The organism is Enterococcus malodoratus (assembly GCF_027659535.1).
Lineage (GTDB): Bacteria > Bacillota > Bacilli > Lactobacillales > Enterococcaceae > Enterococcus_A > Enterococcus_A malodoratus.
The window spans coordinates 23,123-46,156 of the sequence record NZ_JAQDPG010000009.1 but is presented as its reverse complement, the minus strand read 5'-3'; the positions used below and the strand labels follow the sequence as shown (position 1 = coordinate 46,156).

Annotated in this window: 27 protein-coding genes and 1 tRNA gene; 21 read left to right on the top strand and 7 right to left on the bottom strand. The window is 38.1% G+C overall.

Going from position 1 to position 23,034, the window contains the following annotated elements:
• Positions 1 to 105 precede the first annotated feature (105 nt).
• Positions 106 to 591 carry a Cys-tRNA(Pro) deacylase gene (gene ybaK / locus PGP85_RS14725; protein WP_010740120.1) on the top strand — a complete coding sequence of 162 codons (486 nt, stop codon included), beginning with the start codon at positions 106 to 108 and terminating at the stop codon, positions 589 to 591.
• Here the strand turns inward: ybaK and PGP85_RS14720 are convergent.
• Positions 588 to 1,844, bottom strand: a complete 1,257-nt coding sequence (locus tag PGP85_RS14720; protein ID WP_251867861.1) for a BaiN/RdsA family NAD(P)/FAD-dependent oxidoreductase — start codon at positions 1,842 to 1,844, stop codon at positions 588 to 590. The genes ybaK and PGP85_RS14720 overlap by 4 nt on opposite strands.
• 162 nt (positions 1,845 to 2,006) lie before the next feature.
• Between PGP85_RS14720 and gdhA the strand changes: the two genes are divergently transcribed.
• From gdhA to PGP85_RS14695, 5 genes are all read left to right on the top strand, one after another.
• Positions 2,007 to 3,350: an NADP-specific glutamate dehydrogenase gene (gene gdhA / locus PGP85_RS14715; RefSeq protein WP_010740118.1), complete on the top strand. Its 1,344-nt coding sequence runs from the start codon at positions 2,007 to 2,009 to the stop codon at positions 3,348 to 3,350.
• An 85-nt stretch (positions 3,351 to 3,435) separates the two neighbouring features.
• The gene (locus PGP85_RS14710) at positions 3,436 to 4,782 is read left to right on the top strand and encodes a glucose-6-phosphate isomerase (RefSeq protein WP_270328253.1); all 1,347 of its coding nucleotides are present in this window, start codon (positions 3,436 to 3,438) and stop codon (positions 4,780 to 4,782) included.
• A 311-nt stretch (positions 4,783 to 5,093) separates the two neighbouring features.
• Positions 5,094 to 5,312 carry a hypothetical protein gene (locus PGP85_RS14705; RefSeq protein ID WP_010740090.1) on the top strand — a complete coding sequence of 73 codons (219 nt, stop codon included), beginning with the start codon at positions 5,094 to 5,096 and terminating at the stop codon, positions 5,310 to 5,312.
• A 688-nt stretch (positions 5,313 to 6,000) separates the two neighbouring features.
• Positions 6,001 to 6,912 carry an ABC transporter ATP-binding protein gene (locus PGP85_RS14700; protein ID WP_270328251.1) on the top strand — a complete coding sequence of 304 codons (912 nt, stop codon included), beginning with the start codon at positions 6,001 to 6,003 and terminating at the stop codon, positions 6,910 to 6,912.
• A complete protein-coding gene (locus PGP85_RS14695; RefSeq protein ID WP_010740088.1) occupies positions 6,905 to 7,705 on the top strand; it encodes an ABC transporter permease subunit in 801 nt (266 codons plus the stop codon). Before PGP85_RS14700 ends, PGP85_RS14695 begins: the two co-directional genes overlap by 8 nt.
• A gap of 56 nt (positions 7,706 to 7,761) precedes the next feature.
• On the opposite strand, the gene PGP85_RS14690 is transcribed toward PGP85_RS14695, so the two are convergent.
• The 4 genes from PGP85_RS14690 to PGP85_RS14675 all read right to left on the bottom strand — a co-directional run bounded on the left by PGP85_RS14690 (position 7,762) and on the right by PGP85_RS14675 (position 12,219).
• Positions 7,762 to 9,330 (bottom strand): glycerophosphodiester phosphodiesterase family protein, encoded by a 1,569-nt coding sequence (locus PGP85_RS14690; protein WP_010740087.1) that lies wholly within the window; start codon positions 9,328 to 9,330, stop codon positions 7,762 to 7,764.
• An 865-nt stretch (positions 9,331 to 10,195) separates the two neighbouring features.
• Positions 10,196 to 10,795: a TVP38/TMEM64 family protein gene (locus tag PGP85_RS14685; protein ID WP_010740086.1), complete on the bottom strand. Its 600-nt coding sequence runs from the start codon at positions 10,793 to 10,795 to the stop codon at positions 10,196 to 10,198.
• A 182-nt stretch (positions 10,796 to 10,977) separates the two neighbouring features.
• On the bottom strand, positions 10,978 to 11,427 hold the full coding sequence (locus PGP85_RS14680) for a threonine/serine exporter family protein (RefSeq protein WP_010740085.1): 450 nt from the start codon (positions 11,425 to 11,427) through the stop codon (positions 10,978 to 10,980).
• Between the two features lie 39 nt (positions 11,428 to 11,466).
• On the bottom strand, positions 11,467 to 12,219 hold the full coding sequence (locus PGP85_RS14675) for a threonine/serine exporter family protein (RefSeq protein ID WP_010740084.1): 753 nt from the start codon (positions 12,217 to 12,219) through the stop codon (positions 11,467 to 11,469).
• 393 nt (positions 12,220 to 12,612) lie between these two features.
• Here PGP85_RS14675 and PGP85_RS14670 point away from each other — a divergent pair, with 393 nt between their 5' ends.
• Together PGP85_RS14670 and PGP85_RS14665 are read left to right on the top strand one after the other, a co-directional pair.
• Positions 12,613 to 13,185 (top strand): TetR/AcrR family transcriptional regulator, encoded by a 573-nt coding sequence (locus PGP85_RS14670; RefSeq protein WP_270328246.1) that lies wholly within the window; start codon positions 12,613 to 12,615, stop codon positions 13,183 to 13,185.
• A gap of 41 nt (positions 13,186 to 13,226) precedes the next feature.
• Positions 13,227 to 13,314 (top strand) — tRNA-Ser (locus tag PGP85_RS14665).
• 47 nt (positions 13,315 to 13,361) lie between these two features.
• Here the strand turns inward: PGP85_RS14665 and PGP85_RS14660 are convergent.
• Complete coding sequence (locus tag PGP85_RS14660; RefSeq protein WP_270328243.1) at positions 13,362 to 14,525, bottom strand: site-specific integrase; 1,164 nt, start codon at positions 14,523 to 14,525, stop codon at positions 13,362 to 13,364.
• 41 nt (positions 14,526 to 14,566) lie between these two features.
• Positions 14,567 to 15,454, bottom strand: a complete 888-nt coding sequence (locus PGP85_RS14655) for a helix-turn-helix domain-containing protein (protein WP_270328240.1) — start codon at positions 15,452 to 15,454, stop codon at positions 14,567 to 14,569.
• A 150-nt stretch (positions 15,455 to 15,604) separates the two neighbouring features.
• Here PGP85_RS14655 and PGP85_RS14650 point away from each other — a divergent pair, with 150 nt between their 5' ends.
• The 13 genes from PGP85_RS14650 to PGP85_RS14590 all read left to right on the top strand — a co-directional run bounded on the left by PGP85_RS14650 (position 15,605) and on the right by PGP85_RS14590 (position 23,031).
• On the top strand, positions 15,605 to 15,880 hold the full coding sequence (locus tag PGP85_RS14650; protein WP_087064045.1) for a DNA-binding protein: 276 nt from the start codon (positions 15,605 to 15,607) through the stop codon (positions 15,878 to 15,880).
• A gap of 39 nt (positions 15,881 to 15,919) precedes the next feature.
• Positions 15,920 to 16,225: a hypothetical protein gene (locus PGP85_RS14645; RefSeq protein ID WP_270328236.1), complete on the top strand. Its 306-nt coding sequence runs from the start codon at positions 15,920 to 15,922 to the stop codon at positions 16,223 to 16,225.
• A gap of 134 nt (positions 16,226 to 16,359) precedes the next feature.
• Positions 16,360 to 16,524 carry a hypothetical protein gene (locus tag PGP85_RS14640; RefSeq protein WP_270328235.1) on the top strand — a complete coding sequence of 55 codons (165 nt, stop codon included), beginning with the start codon at positions 16,360 to 16,362 and terminating at the stop codon, positions 16,522 to 16,524.
• On the top strand, positions 16,524 to 16,820 hold the full coding sequence (locus PGP85_RS14635) for a hypothetical protein (protein WP_270328233.1): 297 nt from the start codon (positions 16,524 to 16,526) through the stop codon (positions 16,818 to 16,820). The genes PGP85_RS14640 and PGP85_RS14635 overlap by 1 nt, the downstream gene beginning before the upstream one ends.
• Positions 16,821 to 16,832: 12 nt before the next feature.
• Complete coding sequence (locus PGP85_RS14630; RefSeq protein WP_270328232.1) at positions 16,833 to 17,681, top strand: bifunctional DNA primase/polymerase; 849 nt, start codon at positions 16,833 to 16,835, stop codon at positions 17,679 to 17,681.
• Complete coding sequence (locus PGP85_RS14625) at positions 17,671 to 19,143, top strand: virulence-associated E family protein (RefSeq protein WP_270328230.1); 1,473 nt, start codon at positions 17,671 to 17,673, stop codon at positions 19,141 to 19,143. Before PGP85_RS14630 ends, PGP85_RS14625 begins: the two co-directional genes overlap by 11 nt.
• Before the next feature lie 264 nt (positions 19,144 to 19,407).
• Positions 19,408 to 19,761, top strand: coding sequence for a hypothetical protein (locus tag PGP85_RS14620; RefSeq protein WP_270328228.1), 354 nt, complete (start codon positions 19,408 to 19,410; stop codon positions 19,759 to 19,761).
• The gene (locus tag PGP85_RS14615) at positions 19,754 to 19,972 is read left to right on the top strand and encodes a hypothetical protein (protein ID WP_270328225.1); all 219 of its coding nucleotides are present in this window, start codon (positions 19,754 to 19,756) and stop codon (positions 19,970 to 19,972) included. Before PGP85_RS14620 ends, PGP85_RS14615 begins: the two co-directional genes overlap by 8 nt.
• Before the next feature lie 3 nt (positions 19,973 to 19,975).
• Entirely contained in the window at positions 19,976 to 20,365 is a 390-nt protein-coding gene (locus PGP85_RS14610) for an HNH endonuclease (RefSeq protein ID WP_270328223.1), read from the top strand.
• 126 nt (positions 20,366 to 20,491) lie between these two features.
• Positions 20,492 to 20,647 (top strand): DUF2292 domain-containing protein, encoded by a 156-nt coding sequence (locus PGP85_RS14605; RefSeq protein WP_065423091.1) that lies wholly within the window; start codon positions 20,492 to 20,494, stop codon positions 20,645 to 20,647.
• A gap of 68 nt (positions 20,648 to 20,715) precedes the next feature.
• Complete coding sequence (locus PGP85_RS14600; protein ID WP_270328219.1) at positions 20,716 to 21,189, top strand: phage terminase small subunit P27 family; 474 nt, start codon at positions 20,716 to 20,718, stop codon at positions 21,187 to 21,189.
• Entirely contained in the window at positions 21,186 to 22,880 is a 1,695-nt protein-coding gene (locus tag PGP85_RS14595; protein WP_270328217.1) for a terminase large subunit, read from the top strand. The genes PGP85_RS14600 and PGP85_RS14595 overlap by 4 nt, the downstream gene beginning before the upstream one ends.
• Positions 22,846 to 23,031 carry a hypothetical protein gene (locus PGP85_RS14590; RefSeq protein WP_270328215.1) on the top strand — a complete coding sequence of 62 codons (186 nt, stop codon included), beginning with the start codon at positions 22,846 to 22,848 and terminating at the stop codon, positions 23,029 to 23,031. Before PGP85_RS14595 ends, PGP85_RS14590 begins: the two co-directional genes overlap by 35 nt.
• The last annotated feature ends 3 nt before the right edge of the window (positions 23,032 to 23,034 follow it).

Genomic DNA, 23,034 nt, shown 5'->3' with positions numbered 1-23,034 from the left:
TTCAAGTGTAGGACATTTAAGGAAAAAGACCAAACAAAACGACCGGTTTGTTTCCTTCCGATTTTTTTGCTAGACTTTAGAAAATGAATGAAGTGGGGGATTGACTTGGCTAAGAAGAAAATTCAAAAGACCAATGCGATTCGTTTAGTCGAACAAAAGAAAATCGCTTATACAGAGCATGAGTATTCGTGGAATGAGGATGACTTAGGAGCGGGACATGTTTCTGAACAAGTTGGAATAGCACCGGCACGAATTTTTAAAACGTTGGTTGCAGTAGGGAATAAAACAGGTCCAGTCGTGGCGGTAATCCCAAGTGATCATGAGTTGGATTTGAAGAAGATCGCAAAAGCCAGCGGCAATAAAAAGGTTGAGATGCTGCATTTAAGAGATTTAGAAGCAACGACAGGTTATATTCGCGGCGGCTGTTCACCGATCGGCATGAAAAAATTATTTCCGACCTTTGTGGATGCTTCAGCGGAAAATTTTGATCAAATCGCGATATCAGCAGGCAGAAGAGGGCTGCAAATGGAAATTGCCCCCAACGCCATTGTGGAACTGACGCGAGGACAATTTGTTGAGCTGACACATTAAGCGAAGGCATTGTAAGCAGCATGTGTACCAGCCACATAGCCTGTACAAAACGCGGTAGTGATATTATAACCGCCAGTGTACCCATTAACATCAAGAACCTCCCCGGCAAAATACAAGCCGGGGATTTTTTTGCTGGCTAAATCTTTTGGATTGACCTCTTTGAGTTCAACGCCACCGCCGGTAACGAATGATTTTTCCAAGCCAAAGGTCTTGTTAGCTGTTAACGACCAATTCTTACAATAGGAAACAAATTCTTCCAGCTGTTCTTTTGATGTCTGACCATAAGTTTGTTCGCTAATACCGACTTTCTCTAAGAAAAAGAGCAATAAGCGTTCTGGTAAGAAACCGGCCAACGCGTTTTTCAACTGTTTTGTAGATGTTTTTGCAAGTTCTGCTACTTCCTCCATTAGGTCATTAACGGTTTTATCAGGAAAGCAATCCAGCTTTAGCGTTACAGTCTGTTGTGTTCGCAATAGCTGATTCACAAAGCTTGAGCACCGCAAGGCAGCCGGACCGGAAATTCCGAAGTGCGTAAAGAGCAGGTCCATCTCATGACTGGCGATGGTCTTGTTTTTCTCATCGATAACGGATAGTGTCACGTCTTGCAGGGAGAGTCCTTGCAATGTTTTTTCTGCGACAAAATCATCGGTTAAGAAGATCGGTGATTCGGTTGGATATAGAGGTGTAACATGATGTCCGACACTTTTTGCGAAACGGTAGCCGTCACCTTGTGATCCAGTCGATGGGTAAGTGATACCGCCGGTGGTCAAGATAACACTTTTGGCTGAATAGTCGCCTTCTGCTGTGCGAACACCTTGGATACGTTCGCCATCGCTAATGATTTTTTCGATGGGTTCTTTGAAATGAAGCGACACGTTCAATTGCTCTAATTCATCTTTCAATGTATTTACGATCGTAGCCGATTTATCCGAAACAGGAAAAATCCGGCCGTGATCCTCTTCCTTAAGAGCGACACCGCGTTCACTAAAGAAACTCATGACATCTTGATTATCAAATTGCGAAAATGTACTATATAAAAAGCGTCCGTTGCCAGGAATGTGGAAAATCAAGTCATCGACAGGTCGATTATTGGTCACATTGCAGCGGCCGCCGCCAGTCATCAATAATTTTTTTCCTAGGCGTTTATTTTTCTCAAATAAGGCAACTTTAGTGCCATTCATCGCTGCCGTTATGGCCGCCATCATACCGGCGGGTCCTCCTCCAACAACAATCACATCAAATTTTTTACTCATATCAATTAACCCTCATTTATCTAAATTTTTACTTTTACAGCTTGTATAATCATACGTGAAATACGAACAATTGGCACTCAACTTGCAGTGTAGCATGAATTTTTTTTCACTTCTATTAGAAAATGATGTAAACTATGAGTATTAACTGTGAGGAGGAATTTGATGGAAGTAAAACAATACGTAGAGCAGATCCAAGAAAAACTGGTGAACAAAGACCCGAATCAAGAAGAATTTTTACAAGCGGTAGATGAGTTTTTACCAACGGTGATTCCTTTTCTAGAGGAACATCCAGAATATGTTGAAAAAAATATTTTAGGAATGATCCTAGAACCAGAACGCATGATTCAGTTTCGCGTACCTTGGCAAGACGATGCAGGCAACTGGCAAGTCAACCGCGGGTATCGCGTTCAATTTAATTCAGCAATTGGACCATATAAGGGCGGCTTACGTTTCCACCCAACTGTAAATCTAAGTATTTTAAAATTTCTAGGCTTTGAACAAATCTTCAAAAACAGTTTGACCGGTCTTCCTATCGGCGGCGGTAAAGGCGGTTCAGATTTTGATCCGAAAGGAAAATCTGATTCTGAAGTTATGCGCTACTGCCAAAGCTTTATGACCGAACTATCAAAACATATCGGCCCGAACTTAGATGTACCAGCAGGAGACATCGGTGTTGGCGGTCGTGAAATCGGCTATTTATTTGGCCAATATAAACGCTTGCGTGAGTATGACATGGGCGTATTGACAGGTAAACCATTAGGCTTCAACGGAAGTCTTGGCCGGACAGAAGCGACTGGATACGGCGCAGTTTATTTTGTTAAGCATCTTTTAGAAGATCGCAAAGATTCTTTTGAAGGTAAAAAAGTACTTGTTTCAGGCAGCGGAAATGTTGCTATTTACGCGATTGAAAAGGCCCAAGCGCTTGGTGCGACTGCGATTACTTGTTCTGATTCAAATGGCTACATTTATGATAAAGATGGCATCGATGTTGAACTTTTGAAGGATATCAAAGAGGTTCGTCGTGCCCGTTTAACAGAATATGCGAAGGAACGCTCAACAGCAGAGTACCACGAAGGATCTGTTTGGGAGCTTGAACAAGCGGCTGACATTGCTTTACCTTGTGCGACGCAAAATGAGATCGACGACAAAAAAGCTGAGATTCTTGTTAAAAATGGTGTGAAGATTGTCGCTGAAGGGGCAAATATGCCAAGTACGATAGCAGCAGTCAAGATCTATCATGAAAAAGGTGTGTTGTACGGACCTGGTAAAGCGGCTAATGCAGGCGGCGTAGCAGTATCAGCGTTAGAAATGGCGCAAAACTCGCAACGTCTAGCATGGACAAAAGAAGAAGTCGATGAAAAACTCGATGATATCATGAAAAATATCTATGAAACGTGCCGTGATACAGCTGAAAAATATGCTGAAAAAGATAATTATGCGGCTGGCGCAAATATCGCTGGTTTTGCAAAAGTTGCAGCAGCAATGTTGGCTCAAGGAGTAGTTTAATTTTTTAAAAGGTTTAAGCTTGAAAAAAAATTAAAAGAAACGTAAAGTATAGATTGTATGAAGTGACTTTCAAGGAGGAAAAACAATGGCACACATTCATTTCGATTATTCGAAAGTAGCACCATTTGTGAGCGAGCATGAAATGGACTACATCAAATCTGAAGTAGCTCTAGCTCACAAAGAATTACGCGAAGGTACTGGCGCAGGAAGCGACTTCCTAGGCTGGGTTGATCTTCCAGTAAACTATGACAAAGACGAATTTGCGCGCATCAAAAAAGCAGCTGAAAAAATTAAATCTGATTCTGAAGTATTAGTAGTTATCGGAATCGGCGGTTCATACCTTGGAGCCCGTGCAGCAATCGAATTCTTACATCAAAGTTTCTTCAATGTATTGGATAAAGAAGATCGTAAAGCACCACAAGTATTCTTTGCAGGAAACTCAATCAGCTCAACATACATTGCTGATTTGATCGAAGTGATCGGCGACCGTGATTTCTCAGTAAACGTAATTTCTAAATCAGGAACAACGACTGAACCAGCAATCGCATTCCGTGTCTTCAAAGAACTATTAATTAAAAAATATGGTGAAGCAGAAGCAAACAAACGTATCTACGCAACAACTGATAAGGCTCGTGGAGCAGTTAAAGTTGAAGCTGATGCAGCAGGTTGGGAAACTTTTGTTATTCCTGATGATGTCGGCGGACGTTTCTCAGTGCTTACAGCAGTTGGTTTATTACCGATCGCAGCTAGCGGCGCAGACATTGATGCGTTAATGCAAGGTGCGGCTGATGCTCGTGAAGCTTACTCAAGCGAGAACTTAGATGAAAATGAAGCCTATCAATATGCAGCACTTCGTAATATTTTATACCGTAAAGGCAAAGTGACTGAAATCTTAGTCAACTATGAACCTGGTATGCAATACTTCAACGAATGGTGGAAACAATTATACGGCGAATCAGAAGGAAAAGACTTGAAAGGTATTTACCCATCAAGCGCAAACTTCTCAACTGACTTGCATTCATTTGGACAATACATCCAAGAAGGCCGCCGCAATATCTTTGAAACAATCGTGAAAGTGGAAAAACCTCGTAAATCGGTGGCGATCCCTTCACAAGAATCTGACTTAGATGGCTTAGGCTATTTAGAAGGTAAAAATGTTGACTTTGTTAACTCTAAAGCTTACCAAGGAACATTATTAGCCCATACAGATGGCGGCGTTCCTAACTTCGTATTGAACATCCCAACAATGGATGCTTATACACTAGGTTATGCAATGTACTTCTTCGAAATCGCAGTAGGTGTTTCTGGTTATCTATTGGGTGTGAACCCATTCAACCAACCAGGTGTAGAAGCTTACAAGAAAAACATGTTCGCTTTACTTGGAAAACCAGGATTTGAAGATTTAGCAAAAGAATTGAATAATCGTTTATAAAATCACAAAAGAGCTCTCGCATGGCGAGGGCTCTTTTTTTAATTGGTATAGTAAAATTAATTTAGAGCTAATCAAAATTAATGATAAAAAACATATTGAAAGGTTAATGAAATCGGTTTTAAACAAATAAAGATAAATAGAAAATGAACAGCGGATTAAAAATAACCACAGTTGTTTATGTTTGTGTTTTGCGAATTTTCTAACAATTACGACATTTACCTTGATATCAAAGCAAAAAAACTAACAAAAAACGTTTTCATATTTCTCTCATTATGTTATTATAAGAACGTAGAAATAAAGGGGGATTTATTATGGAAACTATTGAAATTGGTCTTGCTTATGAATGCCGAGCAATCGGAATTGAAAAAGAAGTAATCGGTGTGGTTGAACAACTTTACAATAATACCGTATTAATCAACGTTGTGACGTGTGATCCATCTGATCGCGCCGCTGTAATTGAACTTCAAAATCGTTTATTAGTAAAATATGAGAATGTATTAGCATGTGCCGAGATTGAATGTACAGCGTAATTTTTGATAAGTATGTGAAATGTTTATTTTGACAGGAACTAGATTCGGATCTTACCATTAAGGTCCGAATCTTTTTTTGCGAGTTCTGCTTTTTGCAGTGTGTATGGCTCAAGGAAGAATAAATTTTTTAAGATAGGTATATAAATAAAATGGTTTAGCAGAATCGTATGCGAAGCGACAATCAGCCTATTTTTCGTGTATTTGGAAAAATAGATTCATTTTTGGGAGCTAGCTGTCAGTTGCACTTTTTGCAGAATAACTGGTGAGACAATCTGTTTCATACTGATAGTGGACTTATTGTTCGAGATGTTTAGTGCAATGATATGCGTAGTGAAAATTCAAAGCCTTTTTCTTCGGAAAAAGGCTTTCATTAAAAAGAACTAGCTGCGAGTTTCGGTTTTTGCAGTATGTATGGTTCAAGGAAGAATAAATTTTTAAGATAGATAAATAAAAAAAGTTTAACAGAATCGTATGCGAAGCGGCGATCAGCCTATTTCTCGTGTATTTGGAAAAATAGAGTCATTTTACCTCTAACTAGCAAAGGTATCGTGTCAGGTGACTTATAAGTCTCAAAGTTAACAAGAAGTCCATTGAACCTTTTAAATAGAAGAAATACAATGAAAATGAAGGAAAAATGAATCAGAGTGGTCGAATCAATTTGTCGATCGATAGAAGTGAGGGATTATAGATGAATGCAATTGAAATTGAACAGTTAGAAAAAACGTACCCTGAAGGTAAGAAAGCGTTGGATACGATTAGTTTGGTCGTGCCTCAAGGAACGATCTTTGGGTTTTTAGGTCCGAATGGCGCCGGGAAAACGACGACAATCAAATTATTAACCGGCATTTTGAATCCAACGGGAGGAGAAATGAGTGTCCTAAATTTGAATCCGGCTAAGGAGGCTGAAAAACTTCACCAATTGACCGGGGTGTTAACCGAGCACGCGGGGATGTATGATCATTTAACGGGGATTGATAATCTGTCGTTCTTTGGTCAGCTTTTTGGAATGAGCAAATCGGATAGTGAAGCGAAGGGTATGCAGCTTTTGGAAAAGCTTGGATTGTCTGATGCGGCGCAAGTAAAATTGAAGAGCTATTCAACAGGGATGAGGCAGCGACTTTCCTTGGCTAGAACATTGATCCATAGCCCAAAGCTGCTTTTTCTTGATGAACCGACGAGTGGACTTGATCCTGAAAGCACGAAAAGCGTGAATGAACTTTTACTGGAATTGTCAAAAGAAGAAGGAACAACGATTTTTCTGTGCACACATCAGTTAAGGTACGCGCAAGAGATTTGTAATGAGTATGGCTTGATGGATAACGGAAAGTTATTGGCTTTAGGCAGTTTAGAGCAATTGAGAAAGCGAACCTTTAATAGTTATAAACTAACTATTGAAACGGATTTTATGTCGCAAACGATTGATAGTAAACAAATCAGCGAGGATACCTATGAATTATCGCTGCAAGAAAAGTCTGAGATTCCGGTTTTAGTAAAAGAAATCGTTCAGCAGGGAGGAAATATTTCGCAAGTTACACCGACGGATTATTCCTTGGAAGATATTTATTTTGCGTTATTAGAAGGAGGGGAGACGTATGTTTAATAGTCGGCAAAAAGCTATTATGTTAAAAGATATTCGGGGGATTACGGAAAACAAGCGCTACTTTTCAGTATTGACGATTCTGCCGTTGCTTTTTTCTGTCGTTTTTCCTACGATTATGCTACTCACTGTTTTATTGAGTCCAACCGACTCCTCGTCTTTTACCGAAATGGCTCGCATTTTACCGGACTTTCAAAAGTTAGAACCGGAGCAGTTGATAGTGGATTTATTGTCATTAATGATCAACAATGTCATCCCAATTTTCTTTTTGATTATTCCAATCATGACCTCCAGTGTCATGGCTGCCAGTTCGTTTGTCGGTGAGAAGGAAAAACGCACGCTTGAAACGCTATTTTATTCACCGTTATCAATTCGAGAGATCTTTCGAGCAAAAGTGTATGCCTCTTTTCTTGTAGGTATATTAGTGACCTACGTCTCGTTTCTTTTAACCGTCATTGTCGTTGAAGTCGAAGTGTATCTGTTTAAAGGGATACTGCTTCCATTAAGTATCAACTGGTTGTGGGTCATGCTGCTGATCGTTCCCGCAATCACGATTATCTCGATCGTGTTGATCGTTAAAGGCTCGGCAAAATCCACCACGATCGAAGAATCGCAACAAAAAGCGGCCTTTCTGATCTTGCCGTTGGCTTTGCTGCTCGTCGGTCAATTTACAGGTATTTTAGTTTTCGGCGGCTGGGTTGTGATCTCAATCGGAGCATTTCTATTATTAGTGGCACTTCTGCTCCTTAGATATTCCATGACCGGATTCACCTATGAACGTTTATTGGATCGATAATAATTAAAAATACCGTAAACAGTCTTCCACGAAGGAGATTGTTTACGGTATTTTTTTTAATCGAATTGCAGGATGCTGGCGGTTCGGGCTTTTATATCATCTGACGGAGCCGAAATGACAGCTAAATCATCAGATAAAATGCCTTTTACCTGTAGAAATCGATAAGCAGCCGCTTGCTGCTTCGTATTGATTGGCCAAGCATAAACGGCTTGTTTTCTGTGCTGCAACACTTGAATCAGATCGCCGCTGGCGGTTCGGGCCTCGATATTGACGAAATCTAGCGAGGTTCTTGGAGCTCCTAATAAGTCAAAGGGGAGAATGTAGCCGACTTTTAACATCGGGAAAAGTTTCTTCATTTGATTGGCTGTATCTAGATCCATACTTTGCAACTGATGATTTGCTAATTGATCACTCAAAGGGAGCAAGCCTTGAACAATCGTCGCCTTGGTTTTGGCGGTAACCTTTAGCTCGATCAGCAATTTTTGATTCAATTGATTCGCAGCAGCTAGATAATCCGCGAACAAAGGGATTTTGCTGGAATGACCGTTTTCCTTTAACGTGAGGTTCTTTAAATCCTTCCAAGTCGTTTCATCAATGCGAAGATTTTTGTCAGCGAGAGCATTAAGATCTTCATCGTGCATCACGACTAATTGATGATCGGCTGTTTCTTGTACATCCATCTCAACGAGGTCGGGGTGGAACGTTTCACTCGTCTTTCGTAAGACCTCGATTGAATTTTGGACACCATTCTGATTGGAAACACCGCGGTGTGAAATCGTCAACTGCGTATTTGCTTTCTGTACATGAAATGCGTGCGCATAGTGTAAAGAATAAAGACTCAAACAGGCAACAACCATTAAACCCATCCAGATGAACGTTGTTTTTGGTCGATCATCCTCAACGACCGCTTTTTTATCAGAAGCAGCCAAGTAGAGAAAAAAGAGCGCCCAGACAATATTTTGCAGCACCCGGTAGAGCAGCAAGAGAATCATCGCGGTACTCTGCCTAGACAATAGCTGGGTCAGTCCTATGAAGCCAACTTTTATCAATAAGCTGGTCACTAAAAAGATTAGCGGGATCAAGAAAAAGATACCGAGCTGTTTAACGGGGTTCTTTTTGGACTGCTGCCAGCTAAGTTGAATGCTCTGTTTCAAGGAGTTGCCCTTTTTGAGATATTTAGGCACTAAAATGGCCCGATAAAGAAAATACAGAACAATCACATAAAATAAAAGAATGATTGGCAAAATTTTCCAACGATAGAGAAATAAAAAGGAAAGCATATTCGCCGGAAGCGGCTGCCAAGCCAGCAGCATTTGATAAAAACGAAAGAAAAAAATTGGTGATAAAAGCAGCCAATAAGCAAAACTAACGAAAGCGGCTTTTAGAGAAAAGTTCTCGAAGGCTTTTTCATTCGCCTGAACTTGACTAAACAAATTTCCATAAAGAAAGATCAAGGCTAAAAATAAAAATAAGTAAGGCGGATGATAGAGATTATTCAAAAAGCTTTGCCGTAGAAATAAAAAGAGTCCCTCCGTTAGAAATGGGAGACCAAAGGCCAGCAATAAAAAATTATATAAAGAAAACGTGCTGAAAAAATGCGCGATTCGTCGTCGAATGTAAGTCATAGTTCCTCCTGAAAATAAAAAAAGAATATTTTTTAGATCAAAGCAAGCCACAAAGTTAGTTTATCATAAGGCCGGTCCTTCATATTCAATAAAACCAAAAAAGAATTCACCATTGACCAAGTCTAGGCTCTAAAACTAGCTTATGCTTTGAATCATTAGAATACTCCTAAATCACACGCTCGTATATAGTAAACTATGAAAAGTTGGATTGACGTCCAGTTCATAAAAAAAACCATTTTTCGGAAAGCACGAAAAATGACCAAGTATTTCGCCACGTATACAATTCCGCTAAACAATTCACGCGGTTAAGTAATCGGGACATTCTAAATAAATGTTCCGATAAAAATTAAATTGCGAAAAGCGGAACACGCAGCTAGGTCGTTTTAAGGGAATTATTTTTCGAAGTTCGCGAAAAATAAGTTTTATCCTCCCAACGCATATCATCCAACTAAACATCATTATTGTTGATTAGGTGCAATTAGTAAATATTTAGTTTGAACTAAGTAAATTGCGAAAAGTTGGACTGACAGCTAACTCATAATAAGAAAGTCATTTCTCGGAAAGCACGAAAAATGACCAAGTATTTCGCCACGCATACGATTCCGCTAGACAGTTCACGCGGTTAAGTAATCGGGATATTCTAAATAAATGTTCCGATAAAAAATAAATTGCGAAAAGCGGAACACGCAGCTAGGTCGTTTTAAGGGAATTATTTTTCGAAGTTCGTGAAAAATAAGTTTTATCCATCCAACGCATATCATCCAACTATACATCATTATTGTTGATTAGGTGCAATTAGTAAATATTTAGTTTGAACTAAGTAAACTGTGAAAAGTTGGACTGACAAAAAAAGTCCACTAATTTATTAGTGGACGAGTAGGTGTGATAATAAGCTGCCACCTTGTAGTAAAGCCCAGCTGTATAAGAAAATCGATGCGGGTTTTGCTAAAAAGATGATTGCGCTATATTTTTTAAATGACATATTTGTCAGACTTGCCATTAAACAAAGGGCATCGTCTGGTGCTACTGGAAGGAAAATTGCTAAAGCAAACATTTTTTCAAAACGAGATTGATTATCAAGCCAATGGCTATATTTTTGATATACCTTATCACTGACCAGATGCATAATAAACGGTTTGCCGTAGTGCCGACCCATCAAGAAAAGAATCAAAGAGCCGATGACGATTCCAACATAGTTGTAAACAAAGCCCCAATAGGGTCCGAAAATTAATACCCCGGCTGCAAGACTGATGCCGCCTGGAATGATTGGGATCACCACTTGGATGATCTGGATGAAAACAAAGATGAGCGGTCCGGCGATTGGAGAGCTGCCGACTAGTTGTTGCAACGAGTTTATATCATTAAATACCCCTAAACGATAGAAGTAGATGGTCAAGCTGACAGTTAGGGCAATACCCATTAGCGAAATAATATTTAATAATCTTCTGGATTGAACAACACTCATTGGATTCATCTCCTTTGTCTTTCTAAAGTGAAGTATATAGGATAAATTCACAAAATGCATAGGTCTGAGGTTGTAATTTGTAAATATTCTGTGAAATTTAAAATATTTTTAGAATTTTGTTGGTTGCGCTTACATAGTTAACCGGTAAATAAACAGGATGAGACCTCCTGTTTATTGATTGCCTATTTTGGCTGAAAATTAGAACGGGTCCGTTTTAGCGCGCGTTCGATTAGATTTGAAAACATAAAACCAATCGCGATAGCACCGGAAGTGACCAAGACAGTAACGACTTTCTCCATCGACTCTGTAAATTGCTGGTTCATCATGTGACGTACCGCCATGTATGCAGGTCCTCCAGGGACGAGCGGGACCAAACTGGGCACATTAAATACAATTACCGGCATATGCATGACCTTAGAAAAAAAGATACTAATAAGACCAATCATTAATGCCCCTAAAAAGTTGGAAATTCCGATATTTTGATGAAAATAGGTTTGTAAAATCCAAAAAGTCATCCAGCCAGCAGCTCCAGTGAAGCCGCAGGCTAAGAATGCGCGGCGGGGAATATTGGTAATGACACTGAAAGCAATAGTACTAAACATACTGAATAAAAAATTGACGATAAAGTTCATGAGCGACCTCCTACGGTATTTTGGCTGTCCGCCAGTTGATTAAAAGAAATTAAAAGCAACGATTATTCCGCCGCCAATCGCACCGGCGATAAACAGGGCCTCGGTACCGCGGGCGACACCGCTGATTAAATGACCGGCCATAATATCACGAAAAGCGTTTGTGATAGCTAATCCCGGCACTAACGGCATGATCGAGCCGATAATCAGACTATTCACATCGCGGGCGACTGAGGAAGAAACAGCCAATAAGGATAAACAGCCAATCACTAGGGCCGCCACAAAATCATTTAGAAATTTCATATGCAAATTGTTGCCGAAAAAAGTATGAACGGCAAAGCCGATGATTCCAATAATAAATGTCGGTATGAAATCAAACCATGTACCGTTTAAAATGATCATTAGGGTGCTGCTGACAACACCCGCTGCAATAATTTTCCAGATGTAAGGAAAATCCGGTGTAGCATGATCTACTTCTTCCAAATAGAGGTAAAAATCTGGTAGAGAAAGTTCACCGTCAGCGAATTGCCGCGAGCCCTGATTGACTGCGGTCACTTTTTCCAGATTAATTGATTGCGGAGTAATTTGGATCACCTGACTGTTTTGTTCAGAAGGGAAGCCTACGATTAAGCCCGTTGCTGTTACATACGTTTGGATATCATCAAGCCCTGCATTCAAGGCGATTCGTTTCATTGTATCTTCTACCCGATAGACTTCTGAGCCGGCTTCCATCATAATTTTTCCGGCTTTTAAGCAGGTATTTAAAACAAGTTGCGCGTAATTTTGCTGTTCCATCAAGTTAACCACCTTTTTCTATTCCCTTACTATAGTAGATAAAATAAATAAATTAGACAAGAAAAAGAATAAGGATTGTCACTGAACCTCAGAGAAAGTATAATAAAGTAACAACGAATTTTTTTTTAGAAGATTCCAATTTTAGCTTAAAGAAACAAAAATGCCTCCAAATGTATAACGGCTCTTTTGTTTTTTAATGAAATAAGTTAAATATTACAAAAATAATAAAACGGTTCCACTCCCTTTGTAAGAAAAAAATACAAGGGGAAGACGCATAATCGAAAAAAATTTCCGTAAATTTAGATAACATCTTGCATAAGGGTTGCAAAACTAATCGGTTTTTGATTAAAATAAAATGACGGGAAAAATAATAACATTCTGGGAGGAATTAAAATGAGAAGAAAAGTTTATACTAAAGACCAGATTCTAAAGGCTGCCTATGAAGTTGTGGAAAATGAAGGTTTTTCTGGATTTACAGCACGTAATATCGCCAAAAAAATGGGGATCAGTACGCAACCGATTTATTTAGAGTTTAAAAACATGAGTGATCTAAAGAATACGTTGTTAGATGAAATCTGCAATCACCTGTATTACGATATTTTCCCAGAAGTTCGCACAGGTGATACGATTATTGATTTGGGCTTGAGCTATGTGTACTTCGCGAAAGAACAAATCAATCTTTATAACGCCCTATATGTTCAAGAATACGGCGGCGGGAAAAAAATGCATGACTTTTCTTACAATTACTTCCATCAATTGATCGTAAAACATCCTAAATACAGCAAGCTGTCTGAAAATAAAATCAACGCTTTGCATGTAGGAACGTGGATCGTTGTTACTGGGATCGCAACGTTGATGTCTTCTGGCATCATTGAGCCGACTCAAGATGAGATTGTTCATTTGATCGACCGTACGATCAACACTGTTTTGCAAGAAGATGACACGTCTGTATTAGACTCATTATAAAATCTTGACATTTTAAAGAAAAAAGGTAAGATAAATGGTGCGGAAGGTTGGCAGAGTGGTAATGCACCGGACTCGAAATCCGGCGAGCCGCAGTAATGTGGTGCGCAGGTTCAAATCCTGTACCTTCCTTTTATCTTATTTAAGCCCCTAGAAATCAACGTTTCTAGGAGCTTTTTTTATTTTGACCCAGTAATTGACCCAGTATTTATATAGTCAGCCATTTGGGCGACTGTTTCACGTTTCCTTTTTTCGGATATGTGAAGGTAGTGGGCGCTGGTCACGGATATATCAGAATGGCCCAATCTATCTTGAATATCTTTTAGCGTTAGTCCTGATTCTAACATCATAACAGCTCCACTATGGCGTAATCCATGAATAGTGATTGGTTTCAATTTTTCTTGTTTCAAAATAGTTAGAAGCCAATTTCTAGGTTTTGATAATTGAATAAATGAATTATTCAAGGCAGAAGAAAAAACAAGTTGATTGGGTTGCAGTGAATTGTGTCCAGTCACCAATAATTCTTCTCGCTGTTCTTTACGCCATACTTTTAACCAATCCATGGTCGTTTTGTCTAGTGGAATGTCTCTAGCAGAACTATTGGTTTTAGGTTCCTCAAGATAAAGCCGCCTATTCTTTCCTCTAGCAAGTGTTTGGGTGATAGAGATATAATTCTCTTTGAAGTTGACTGAACTCCATTCAAGCCCAAGTATTTCACCCATACGAGCAGATGACATAGCTAATACTCTAAAGAAAGTGGCGATTTTTTTATTTTCGTGTTTCTCTAGAGCATTTAAAAATATTAGCATTTCTTCACGAGAAAAATAATTTTCACGCTTCTTTTTTCCAACGTCTTTTTTTGCTTTCGGAATCGTAATTGATTTACAAGGATTTGAATTAATTAGCTTCAATTTTATGGCGTATTCAAAAATACGTGAAGTGTTGCTGATAAACTCACGATACCTAGCGAATTTAGTTACTTTTTCATTAGCAAACTTTTGTACCATTGCTGGGGTTATTTTTGAAATCAGACATTCGCCAAAGAAGGGAAGTATATGAACTTTGTATTGTTCGGTTTGCTTTACAAATGTTGATTCTTTTACCGTCAATTCATAATTAACAACCCAGAGATCATATACTTGTTGAAATGTCAGCTTGTCTGATTTTTTAAACCCATTCTTACTAATATCAACTTTTAAGCGACTCAATTCTAGAGTGGCTTCTTTTTTTGTGCTGAAACCACGTCTGGTTGTAAAACGTTGCTTTCCGTCAGAGTCAGTACCTAGGTAAGCTTTGAACATATAGGCGGTTGAACCGTCTTTTTTTGTATATTTTTTAATCATTTAAATTCCTCCTGGTGCAAGCGTGGGGGCGTGGGAGGAGGTTAGTTTATTATCTTAAAGTCTAATATTTGTGGTTTATATGTAGGCTGCTTTTCTACACTTATCAAAGGAACGGATGAAAATTGATAATCATCTTTCACTTTTTTTACTCCATATTTGTAAAAGGTTACGAAGCTTTGATGATTTATCTTATTTTCTTTTAGCAAATTATTTGTTTCTTTTGTCAACAATTGTACATTGAATTTTTCATTTGGAGTAAACCAAGTTTTTTTAATACTTAAATAAAGTTCTTGCTTCTCAACTATTGAAGCAATTTCTTGATTTGTTTTAAAAACATCTTTCAATATTTGTTTAGATAAATTCTTTGTGATATCGATATAACTTAGTTCGTAATCAGGTAATATCTTTTTTTCCGCTGCAGTCTTAGTATCTCTAATATATTTTGGATATATTCTTTTTTTAGAAAAATACAAGCTATCATCATATTTTTCACCATATTTTTTTCTAATCAAATCTAAATAGTTTCCTTGATTGTTAAGGGAGAAAGAAATTTCAACATACCTTCTCGTATTTCTATCAGGAATTTCAAAATTAGAAAAAGTTACCTTGGCGTTCAAAGCAGACCAAAATGTTTCTTCCTTAATTTTATATTTATACAAAAAGAGAAAATGATAAGTGAAATTTCCTGATTCTGCCATTGCTGTGATATCTAATTCCAAATCTTTGGGTTCGAGATATTGAGTAAATAACTCACCTGGAGGCACATCTAAAGCAGTACATATACTGTCTAAGTTTGAAAATTGGATACCTTTTGATTTTCCGGTAGATAGTTGACTAAGAGATGTTCGAGAGATACCAGTTTCTTCTGAAAGATCGGTAAGTGTCATTTTTTTCTCAGATAAAATCTCTTTTAAGTTAAAAACAATCACGCCATCACTCCTATTCTTAATCTCATAGTACAGTAAAGTTAACGGGCTGTAAACTAGAGTTAAAATATTTCTTGCAAATGATTTAAATGTATGGTTAACTAAGATTAACGAACGTTTAAGTTTAGTTAACGTTAGAAAGAGGTGAAAAACATGAACGGATTTCAAGTAATGCTATCAGACGAGCAAGCAGCTTCTTTAAAAGAGTATGTTTTCGAAATTACTAAAGAAGCAATGGCCGAAGCAAAGAATGTGGCAAACGTTGATAAGGACTTTTTGAAAAAAGGTGAAATGGCAAAATGGCTAGGCATTAGTTACAATTCACTTTCTAAATTAGAGAGTATGGGATTGCCAGTTATTCAAATTGACGGATTAATCTTTTTTTCTAAAGAAGAAACAAAAAAATGGCTTATGAATCATCAAAAATAATCGCAAGCGTGGGGCAAGTGATTAACAGGAGGAACCAAAATGGATTTAACACAAAATAAAGTAATTGAAAAAGTATTATCGAGAGTTGTTACAGAAGAAACCGCTGAGGAATTAGCAAATTTGGAAGGCGAAGCACTAGAAGAAACGTTTAATTGCTTATACGAGCAAATGGACTATCAAAAATTGCTACCACAAGAACCAACGGTAAGCGGAGTATTGCGTGGCTTGAACGATTTAGTACAAGCAGAGTTTAAAGAACGACTTTCTATTGAAGAGTATCAAGAAATTTTGTATCAGCAAGTCGATCAATTAGCCAGCTTGTTAGGAATTGAATTGGAGTATTAAGAACATGATGGACAAAAGAAAAAGCCTTAACTCGATTAAGTCTTGGCGGACAGAGTTAAAGGCAACAGTATTGGGATAAAACCCGATATTCTTTGTTCCGATTATACCATATTAAAAAATCGGAGGGAACTATTATGAAACGAAACTTAATTATAGGAAGCATTTTAATCGGCGGAATTTTCAGCTTATTACCGTTGATAGCAAAATTATTCATTTTTACAGGCTTAGCGGTGTATCTATTTTTCAAGTATGATGAATGGTCTTATAACCACGATCATAATATTGGAGGTGCTGAATAATGAGTAAAACGTTGCTAGAAAAACAATATGATCCAACTGGCAAACCGACAGGACGAATCTTAATGATTGATCGTTGGGGCTTCAAAGAAATACCGATTGATACACCAATTTTATCTCATGCAGCAACGGTTGGCGCTGGAAATGATATGGATAGAGAAATTACTATTTCTGTTTTGACGGATGTGAATGGGGATAACAATCAACGATGGATCAGTTTTGAAGCCCAACAGGTGTGGCTCGTGTTTAACGATCGATTTAATGAAGATGGCACACCAAAGGCAATTTTTGCTAGTTAGGAGGGAAGTTTATTGGCAAATAATTATCAAGCAGCAACGGAATTACAAAAGTCGGGTTGGTCAATTTATCCTTTATCACCAGGAACCAAAATTCCAATAAAAGGCTCTAGTGGTTGGAATGATGCAACCAACGATTCTAATCAGATTAATGAATGGTGGACGGAAGATCCAGCTAGAAATATTGGCTTGATGCTTGAAGATCACCAGATGATGGTAGTTGATTTAGATCAGCACTCTAAAACAAGAAATGGTGTCGAGAATTATAAGAAGCTTGCTGTAATGTATAGCCCATTTCCATCTACTTATACAGAAATAACACCGGGCAAGGGAATTCATTTCTTTTTTAAGATTCCAGATGGTGTAATCATTCAACAAGAAACAGGAGCTTTTGCGGATATTTTCGGGCGTGATGAGAAGGGAAAAAGTCTCAGTGGAATTGATATTATCACCAAAGGGATACCAATAGCACCAACAATGATTATTTCAGGAAGTGTTGGACGAGCTTATGAACCTATTGAGAATGTTTCTTTAGATAATGTTGCCGCAGCTCCTGATTGGTTAGTCAATCTATTATTAAAAAAACCGCAAGAAATAAAAACTCAATACAGACCAGTAACGAAAACAGGAACAGCAAAAAAATTAGATATGATTGTTCAAGGCGCTGGCGAAGGTAGTAGAAACGATCATTTAACTAAGTTATGCGGTTGGTTGCTATGGCACGGTGTAGATAATCAGACTTTAGCAGAATTGATTTATACAGCGAATGCGTACAACGAACCACCACTAGAAGATAAGGAAGTCAATCAGATTATTCGATCAATGATAAAAAAAGATTTGAGGGGGAAAGTGCATGGTGCATAAACACAAATTAGATAGTGTATTAGACTTCCCCGAAGCCAGTGAGCGTGAAGATAATATCATTGAATTGAAAGCTTGGATGTCACGTTTAAGATGTAATAAAGACGATCAGATCAAAAGTAACAGTGTTGTAAATGCAGAGTTAATTTTAACCAATGATAGTAATCTGGCTGGAACAATCGCTTATAACGAATTTAGCGGATACATTCACCTATTAAAAGATTCTCCTTGGATCAATCGTAGTGCTGGAGAATGGGAAGATAGTTTTGAGGATGCCTTAACAGCTTACATTGAAGAAAATTATAACGTAGTCTTTGATGATAATAAAATCCATAAAGCAGTGGTGAATGTAGCTCGCAAAAATGTTTTCAATCCAGTAAAAGAGCGTATCGAAAAAGTTAAATGGGATCAGAAGCCTAGACTGGAAACAATGTTTATTGACCTTTTAGGGGTAGAAGACAACCTCTATACACGAGAAGTCACAAAACGCTGGATAGTGGGATCGGTCGCACGTATTTATAAACCAGGAATAAAGTTTGAGATCGTTCCCGTTTTAGATGGGCCGCAAGGGATTGGCAAGAGTACCGTTCCAGCTTTGCTTTATACGGATGATTTTTTCACTGATTCATTAGATTCGCTGGGCGAAAAGAAAGATGATTATATGCAACTTCAAGGCAATGTCATCATCGAACTTGGAGAATTATCTTCAATGGGTAAAACTAAAATTGAACAGATAAAAAACTTCATTAGTGCCAAGATAGATAAAATCAGACCTCCTTATGGTCGGAATGTTATAGCTTGGGCAAGGCAATGTGTATTTATCGGAACATCTAATGATGGCCAGTATTTGAAAGATGATACAGGAAACCGCCGTTTTTATCCTTTACCTTGCAAAAATAAGCCGAAGATGAATCCATTCAAAACCGAAGATGAATATTTTCTGCAAGTATTAGCAGAAGCAAAGGTACTTTTTGATAAAGGTCAACGAATCTATTTTATTCCAGATGAAGACAAAGCCGTTTTGGAAATTGCGAAAGAATACCAAGAGGATGCTAAGGTAGAAAATCCGATTAAAGAGGCAATCACTAAATATTTGGGAATGGAAATCCCGTATAAATGGGAAGATGCTCCAGCATGGGCGAGACGTTCTTATTATCAGAACTATCCTGATAGCAAGTGTAACGAGAAGAATTTACAGCACTTCTACAATGGAGCTACCATGAGACAAGATTTTTATTTAGTTGATAGCGTACTAACCGCCGATATATTAGAAGCTGTTTTTGATAAACAATCTAAAGATTTATTGAACGGTCGATCAGATGCAGAATCTAAAAAGATTGCTTTAGTTATCACTAGTATTCCAGGTTGGGAACGGAAAAGATTGACTAAAAGAAATAAGCGACGAGGATTTTACAATAAGGCAAATGCCAATGAAAACGGGAAGCGAGCTGGAAAATATAAATAGTACCGGGTTGAACCGGCTTAGTACCACCTACCCCGGTACCAGTTCAAGCCTTCTGCCCCAAGGGATAGAGATTTGGTACCGGGGTACCACCTAATTTTCTTAAAACTTTTGAAATAGTTAGATAATACTCAGGGAATAATGTTACTAGATTTTACCCGGTACCCGTCACCAAAACGCTAGACACCTTGTCCCCGTTGGGGTTAAGTGGTACCGGGCTACCCGGTACTTAGGTGGTTCTACATGGTACGAATTAAGGAGGAAAATATGAAAGAAGAATTAAACATTAATTTTGTAGATTCAAATGGAGAAATTATTTTATCAAGAACCAAAAAAGATGATGAAAAAATTTCTAGGGTTTATAGAAATATGTCTGATCTAGTTAGAAAGCTGTTCGTTAAGGAATTTGGATTTAAAATTGTCGGGAATGAATATCTTGAGTTACAGATTAATAATCATCTATTGGAATTAAGAATTACTAATTTAATGGATTCTGTCTACTTATCATTTGGTATTTGGGAAAATCGACAGCTCACAAATATTTACCGTGGTTCAAGTGTTACTAAGGTTTATTACATTGTTAAAAGATTGAATAAACAAGGAGGTAAAATAAATGATTGAAGTAGTTTATGTGTTTAATGGTGTGGAACGTGTTCGCTATGCAACTGGCCAAGATGGAGTCTATGGATTTGAAATGGTGAAAGACAATTGTATAGATGTAAGTTTCGATGATGGAAGGCACTATCTTTTGTACAGTCCGTTTATTGAAGTTCATCAAGAACCAATAGACCTAGAAAAGTCGCTAGATGAGCTAAATGCCATGGATTGGTAATCTATGGCAGTAAAAAAACAATGTAATCATGCTGGATGTAAAGTATTAGTCGATTATAGGCAGAAATATTGTGAGAAGCACAAGCCAGCAACGAAACAGACCGAAGCTGACCGATATGAGAACCGCAAGCGGACTGGTGGGAAGTATTTCAAGTTCTACCACAGTAAAGAATGGAAGAAGGCTTCACAGTTATATAAGCTAAAGAATCCATGTTGTGAGGATTGCCTTGATGAAGGAATTATCCGTAAAACTGATGTAACGGATCACGTCATAGAATTGCGTGATGATTGGTCTAAACGGCTAGATGAAAGTAATTACCGTTCACGCTGTCACTATCACCACAACCTTAAAACGAGACAAGAGAAGGCGAAAAGAGCCACCCTTAACAGATAGGGGCGTGGTGTCTGGTCGCTGGAAACCGAGGGATGGGTCATTTTCTCACGAATAACCGTTGTAAAAGGCTTAAAAGTAAGTTTGATATAACGATTACAGTTGTAATCATAAATGAAAGAGTATATAATGAAAGTAGGAGATTTATTGGAAAATAAAGCGATAATCACTGATAAAACAGGGAAACAACGCACCATTAAATTACCAGAATTTGGTCATGTGACCATTCAAATGCAGAACGGAAAAATTATTTATATAGATAAATTAGACAAAGAAAAATTCTGATCGAAAAACGAAGGAATGTTGGCTTAATTGCTGGCGTTCCTTTTTCTTTTGTCAGAAAGGAGGACAACATGGGACACCCAAAATTATTGGAAGATACAAAAGGCAATATATCAAGTGAAGAAAAGGCTGTCCGTGTGGACGCTAGAGAAGAATTGTTCAAACAGCAACCCTTAATCAATATCACACCCCCCGACTGGATGGCAGCGAGCGCTAGAAGCGAATGGAATCGTATTGTACCAGCCTTAAAAAAAGATTATCCATTGAGTGAAACGGATTATGGTTCATTGGTCGCATACTGTCTAGCCTTTTCACGAATCAAGACTGCGGAAGCAGAAATTAAAAAGTCAGGAACGTTCGTCACTTGTGAAAATGGCGTAAAAAAAGCCAATCCAGCGGTACGTGTTCAATCTCAAGCCATGAGTGATTTAAAGAAACAAGCCACGTCACTAGGCATGACCTTAGAATCACGTTCAAGACTAGCTTTGAACAAGGTTAAAAATGATGAACCCGAAGACCCATTCAAAGAGTTGATGAGTTCATGAATGATTACATTGAAAAAGTCTTATCAGGCAAGTTGATTGCACCTAAGAAAATTATCCAAGCGTGTGAGCGCCATATAAACGATTTAGAGCGTTCTAAGTCAAATAGCTTCCCTTATGTGTTTGATGAAGAACAAGCCACCAAAGCGATTAAATTCATTGAGTTGCTACCATCTACGGACGGTAAACCAATCAAGATGTTGGGATTTCAAAAATTCATTCTAGGCAGTCTTTATGGCTGGCGTACTAAAGAAGGGAATTACAGGCGATTCAATCGAGCATTTACCAGTATGAGCCGTAAGAATGGGAAAACATATATCGCTAGTGGCATGGCTGCTAATGCGTTGATTATGGAACAGGAACCAGCAGAATCAAGACAAGTGTTGTTTGTAAGTAACGCTTTGAAACAAGCTAAATTGGGCTATGATATGCTGTCTAATTCACTTAAAAACGTGGTCAAGTCTAGTAAGTTTTTAAGACCACAACTAAAAATTATGAACTCAAAAATTCAGCATTTGCCTTCTAATTCGTTCGCAATGGCGCTGGCTAGTGAAACCAGCACGTTAGATGGATTTGCACCAACAACGAGCGTGTTAGATGAGTGGCACGAAGCAAAAACTCGTAAAACGTACAACGTCATTAAGTCAGGAATGACCCAACAAAAAAACGGCTTATTGTGTGTTATTAGTACCGCTGGGCTTGATTTAAACGTTCCTATGTACGAGGAATACTTATTGTTAGATCGGGTGCTAAAAGGCGAAGAACAAGCTGACAGGTACTTTATAGCGATATGGGAATTAGACGATCCCGAAGAAATTCACGACCAAGAAAAATGGATAAAAGCGAATCCGATTTTTGAAAGTGAAGAAATCAAAAAAGTAATGATCCCGACCATTCAAGATGATGTGAACCTTGCTTTGAAACAAAACAATCTTAATTCTGTATTGGTGAAAAACTTCAATTTATGGAGACAGGCTTCAGAAGATAGCTATATGGCTATGGAAGACTGGCAAGCAACCGAAGTAGAACCACAAGATATTACAGGCAAGCCCGTTTATATCGGAGTGGATTTATCTAAAACAGATGATTTAACTAGCGTTTCATGGGTCATTCCCTTAGAAGATGGCAAGTTATATTGTGATTCTCATTCATTTGTAGCTACAAAACATGGTTTGACTGACAAAGAAAAACGTGACGGGTTGCCTTATCGGGAATTAGAAAAAGCTGGTGAGTGTTCCATTACTCAATTAGAAAGTGGCATCGTGGACTATGACCAAGTATTTGAATTTATCCAAGACTTGATTCAAGAAAATGATTTAGAGTGCTTAGGGATAGCATATGACCCGTACAACAGTAACAGCCTTATCTCAAAAGCTGAAAAAGCCAACTACCCAATGTTAGAAGTAAGACAAGGAACGATTACTCTAAACGTTCCGACCCGAACTTTTAGAGAACAAGTTTATGAAGGCAACGTTATTCATAATAAAAATACGATTCTCACCCATGCAGTGAACAACGCTATTTTAAAAACGGATAACAACGGGATTCAGATTAATAAATCAAAGAATAGCAACAAAATTGACCCGATAGCAGCACTTATAAATGCTTATGTGTTCGCAATGGACTATTTCACCAATAAACAATCGGAGGTAGCAGACAATGAATTCTACACAAGTGAAGAATTTTCTTTCTAATAATATTCATACCGTTCTTTTACTTCTTGGATTGGTGTGTGTGCTGGTTGCTATCACCTTACTAACAAATGTCTACTATGGCTTGTTAGCGCTGGGCGTAGTGCTTATTGGGATAGCGGTCATGCTAAATACAGGACAGAAGGGAGGTTAAAAG

Excerpts from the sequence above, each read along its gene's own strand:
- PGP85_RS14680 (WP_010740085.1), bottom strand. The coding sequence starts at position 11,427 with ATGAACTTTATCGTCAATTTTTTATTCAGTATGTTTAGTACTATTGCT.
- PGP85_RS14690 (WP_010740087.1), bottom strand. The coding sequence starts at position 9,330 with ATGACTTACATTCGACGACGAATCGCGCATTTTTTCAGCACGTTTTCT.
- PGP85_RS14685 (WP_010740086.1), bottom strand. The coding sequence starts at position 10,795 with ATGAGTGTTGTTCAATCCAGAAGATTATTAAATATTATTTCGCTAATG.
- PGP85_RS14650 (WP_087064045.1), top strand. The coding sequence starts at position 15,605 with ATGAACGGATTTCAAGTAATGCTATCAGACGAGCAAGCAGCTTCTTTA.
- PGP85_RS14720 (WP_251867861.1), bottom strand. The coding sequence starts at position 1,844 with ATGAGTAAAAAATTTGATGTGATTGTTGTTGGAGGAGGACCCGCCGGT.
- PGP85_RS14705 (WP_010740090.1), top strand. The coding sequence starts at position 5,094 with ATGGAAACTATTGAAATTGGTCTTGCTTATGAATGCCGAGCAATCGGA.
- PGP85_RS14610 (WP_270328223.1), top strand. The coding sequence starts at position 19,976 with ATGGCAGTAAAAAAACAATGTAATCATGCTGGATGTAAAGTATTAGTC.
- PGP85_RS14710 (WP_270328253.1), top strand. The coding sequence starts at position 3,436 with ATGGCACACATTCATTTCGATTATTCGAAAGTAGCACCATTTGTGAGC.
- PGP85_RS14600 (WP_270328219.1), top strand. The coding sequence starts at position 20,716 with ATGGGACACCCAAAATTATTGGAAGATACAAAAGGCAATATATCAAGT.
- PGP85_RS14590 (WP_270328215.1), top strand. The coding sequence starts at position 22,846 with ATGAATTCTACACAAGTGAAGAATTTTCTTTCTAATAATATTCATACC.
- PGP85_RS14625 (WP_270328230.1), top strand. The coding sequence starts at position 17,671 with ATGGTGCATAAACACAAATTAGATAGTGTATTAGACTTCCCCGAAGCC.
- PGP85_RS14645 (WP_270328236.1), top strand. The coding sequence starts at position 15,920 with ATGGATTTAACACAAAATAAAGTAATTGAAAAAGTATTATCGAGAGTT.
- PGP85_RS14635 (WP_270328233.1), top strand. The coding sequence starts at position 16,524 with ATGAGTAAAACGTTGCTAGAAAAACAATATGATCCAACTGGCAAACCG.
- PGP85_RS14605 (WP_065423091.1), top strand. The coding sequence starts at position 20,492 with ATGAAAGTAGGAGATTTATTGGAAAATAAAGCGATAATCACTGATAAA.
- PGP85_RS14670 (WP_270328246.1), top strand. The coding sequence starts at position 12,613 with ATGAGAAGAAAAGTTTATACTAAAGACCAGATTCTAAAGGCTGCCTAT.
- PGP85_RS14660 (WP_270328243.1), bottom strand. The coding sequence starts at position 14,525 with ATGATTAAAAAATATACAAAAAAAGACGGTTCAACCGCCTATATGTTC.
- PGP85_RS14675 (WP_010740084.1), bottom strand. The coding sequence starts at position 12,219 with ATGGAACAGCAAAATTACGCGCAACTTGTTTTAAATACCTGCTTAAAA.
- PGP85_RS14700 (WP_270328251.1), top strand. The coding sequence starts at position 6,001 with ATGAATGCAATTGAAATTGAACAGTTAGAAAAAACGTACCCTGAAGGT.
- PGP85_RS14640 (WP_270328235.1), top strand. The coding sequence starts at position 16,360 with ATGAAACGAAACTTAATTATAGGAAGCATTTTAATCGGCGGAATTTTC.
- PGP85_RS14695 (WP_010740088.1), top strand. The coding sequence starts at position 6,905 with ATGTTTAATAGTCGGCAAAAAGCTATTATGTTAAAAGATATTCGGGGG.
- PGP85_RS14595 (WP_270328217.1), top strand. The coding sequence starts at position 21,186 with ATGAATGATTACATTGAAAAAGTCTTATCAGGCAAGTTGATTGCACCT.
- PGP85_RS14615 (WP_270328225.1), top strand. The coding sequence starts at position 19,754 with ATGATTGAAGTAGTTTATGTGTTTAATGGTGTGGAACGTGTTCGCTAT.
- gdhA (WP_010740118.1), top strand. The coding sequence starts at position 2,007 with ATGGAAGTAAAACAATACGTAGAGCAGATCCAAGAAAAACTGGTGAAC.
- PGP85_RS14620 (WP_270328228.1), top strand. The coding sequence starts at position 19,408 with ATGAAAGAAGAATTAAACATTAATTTTGTAGATTCAAATGGAGAAATT.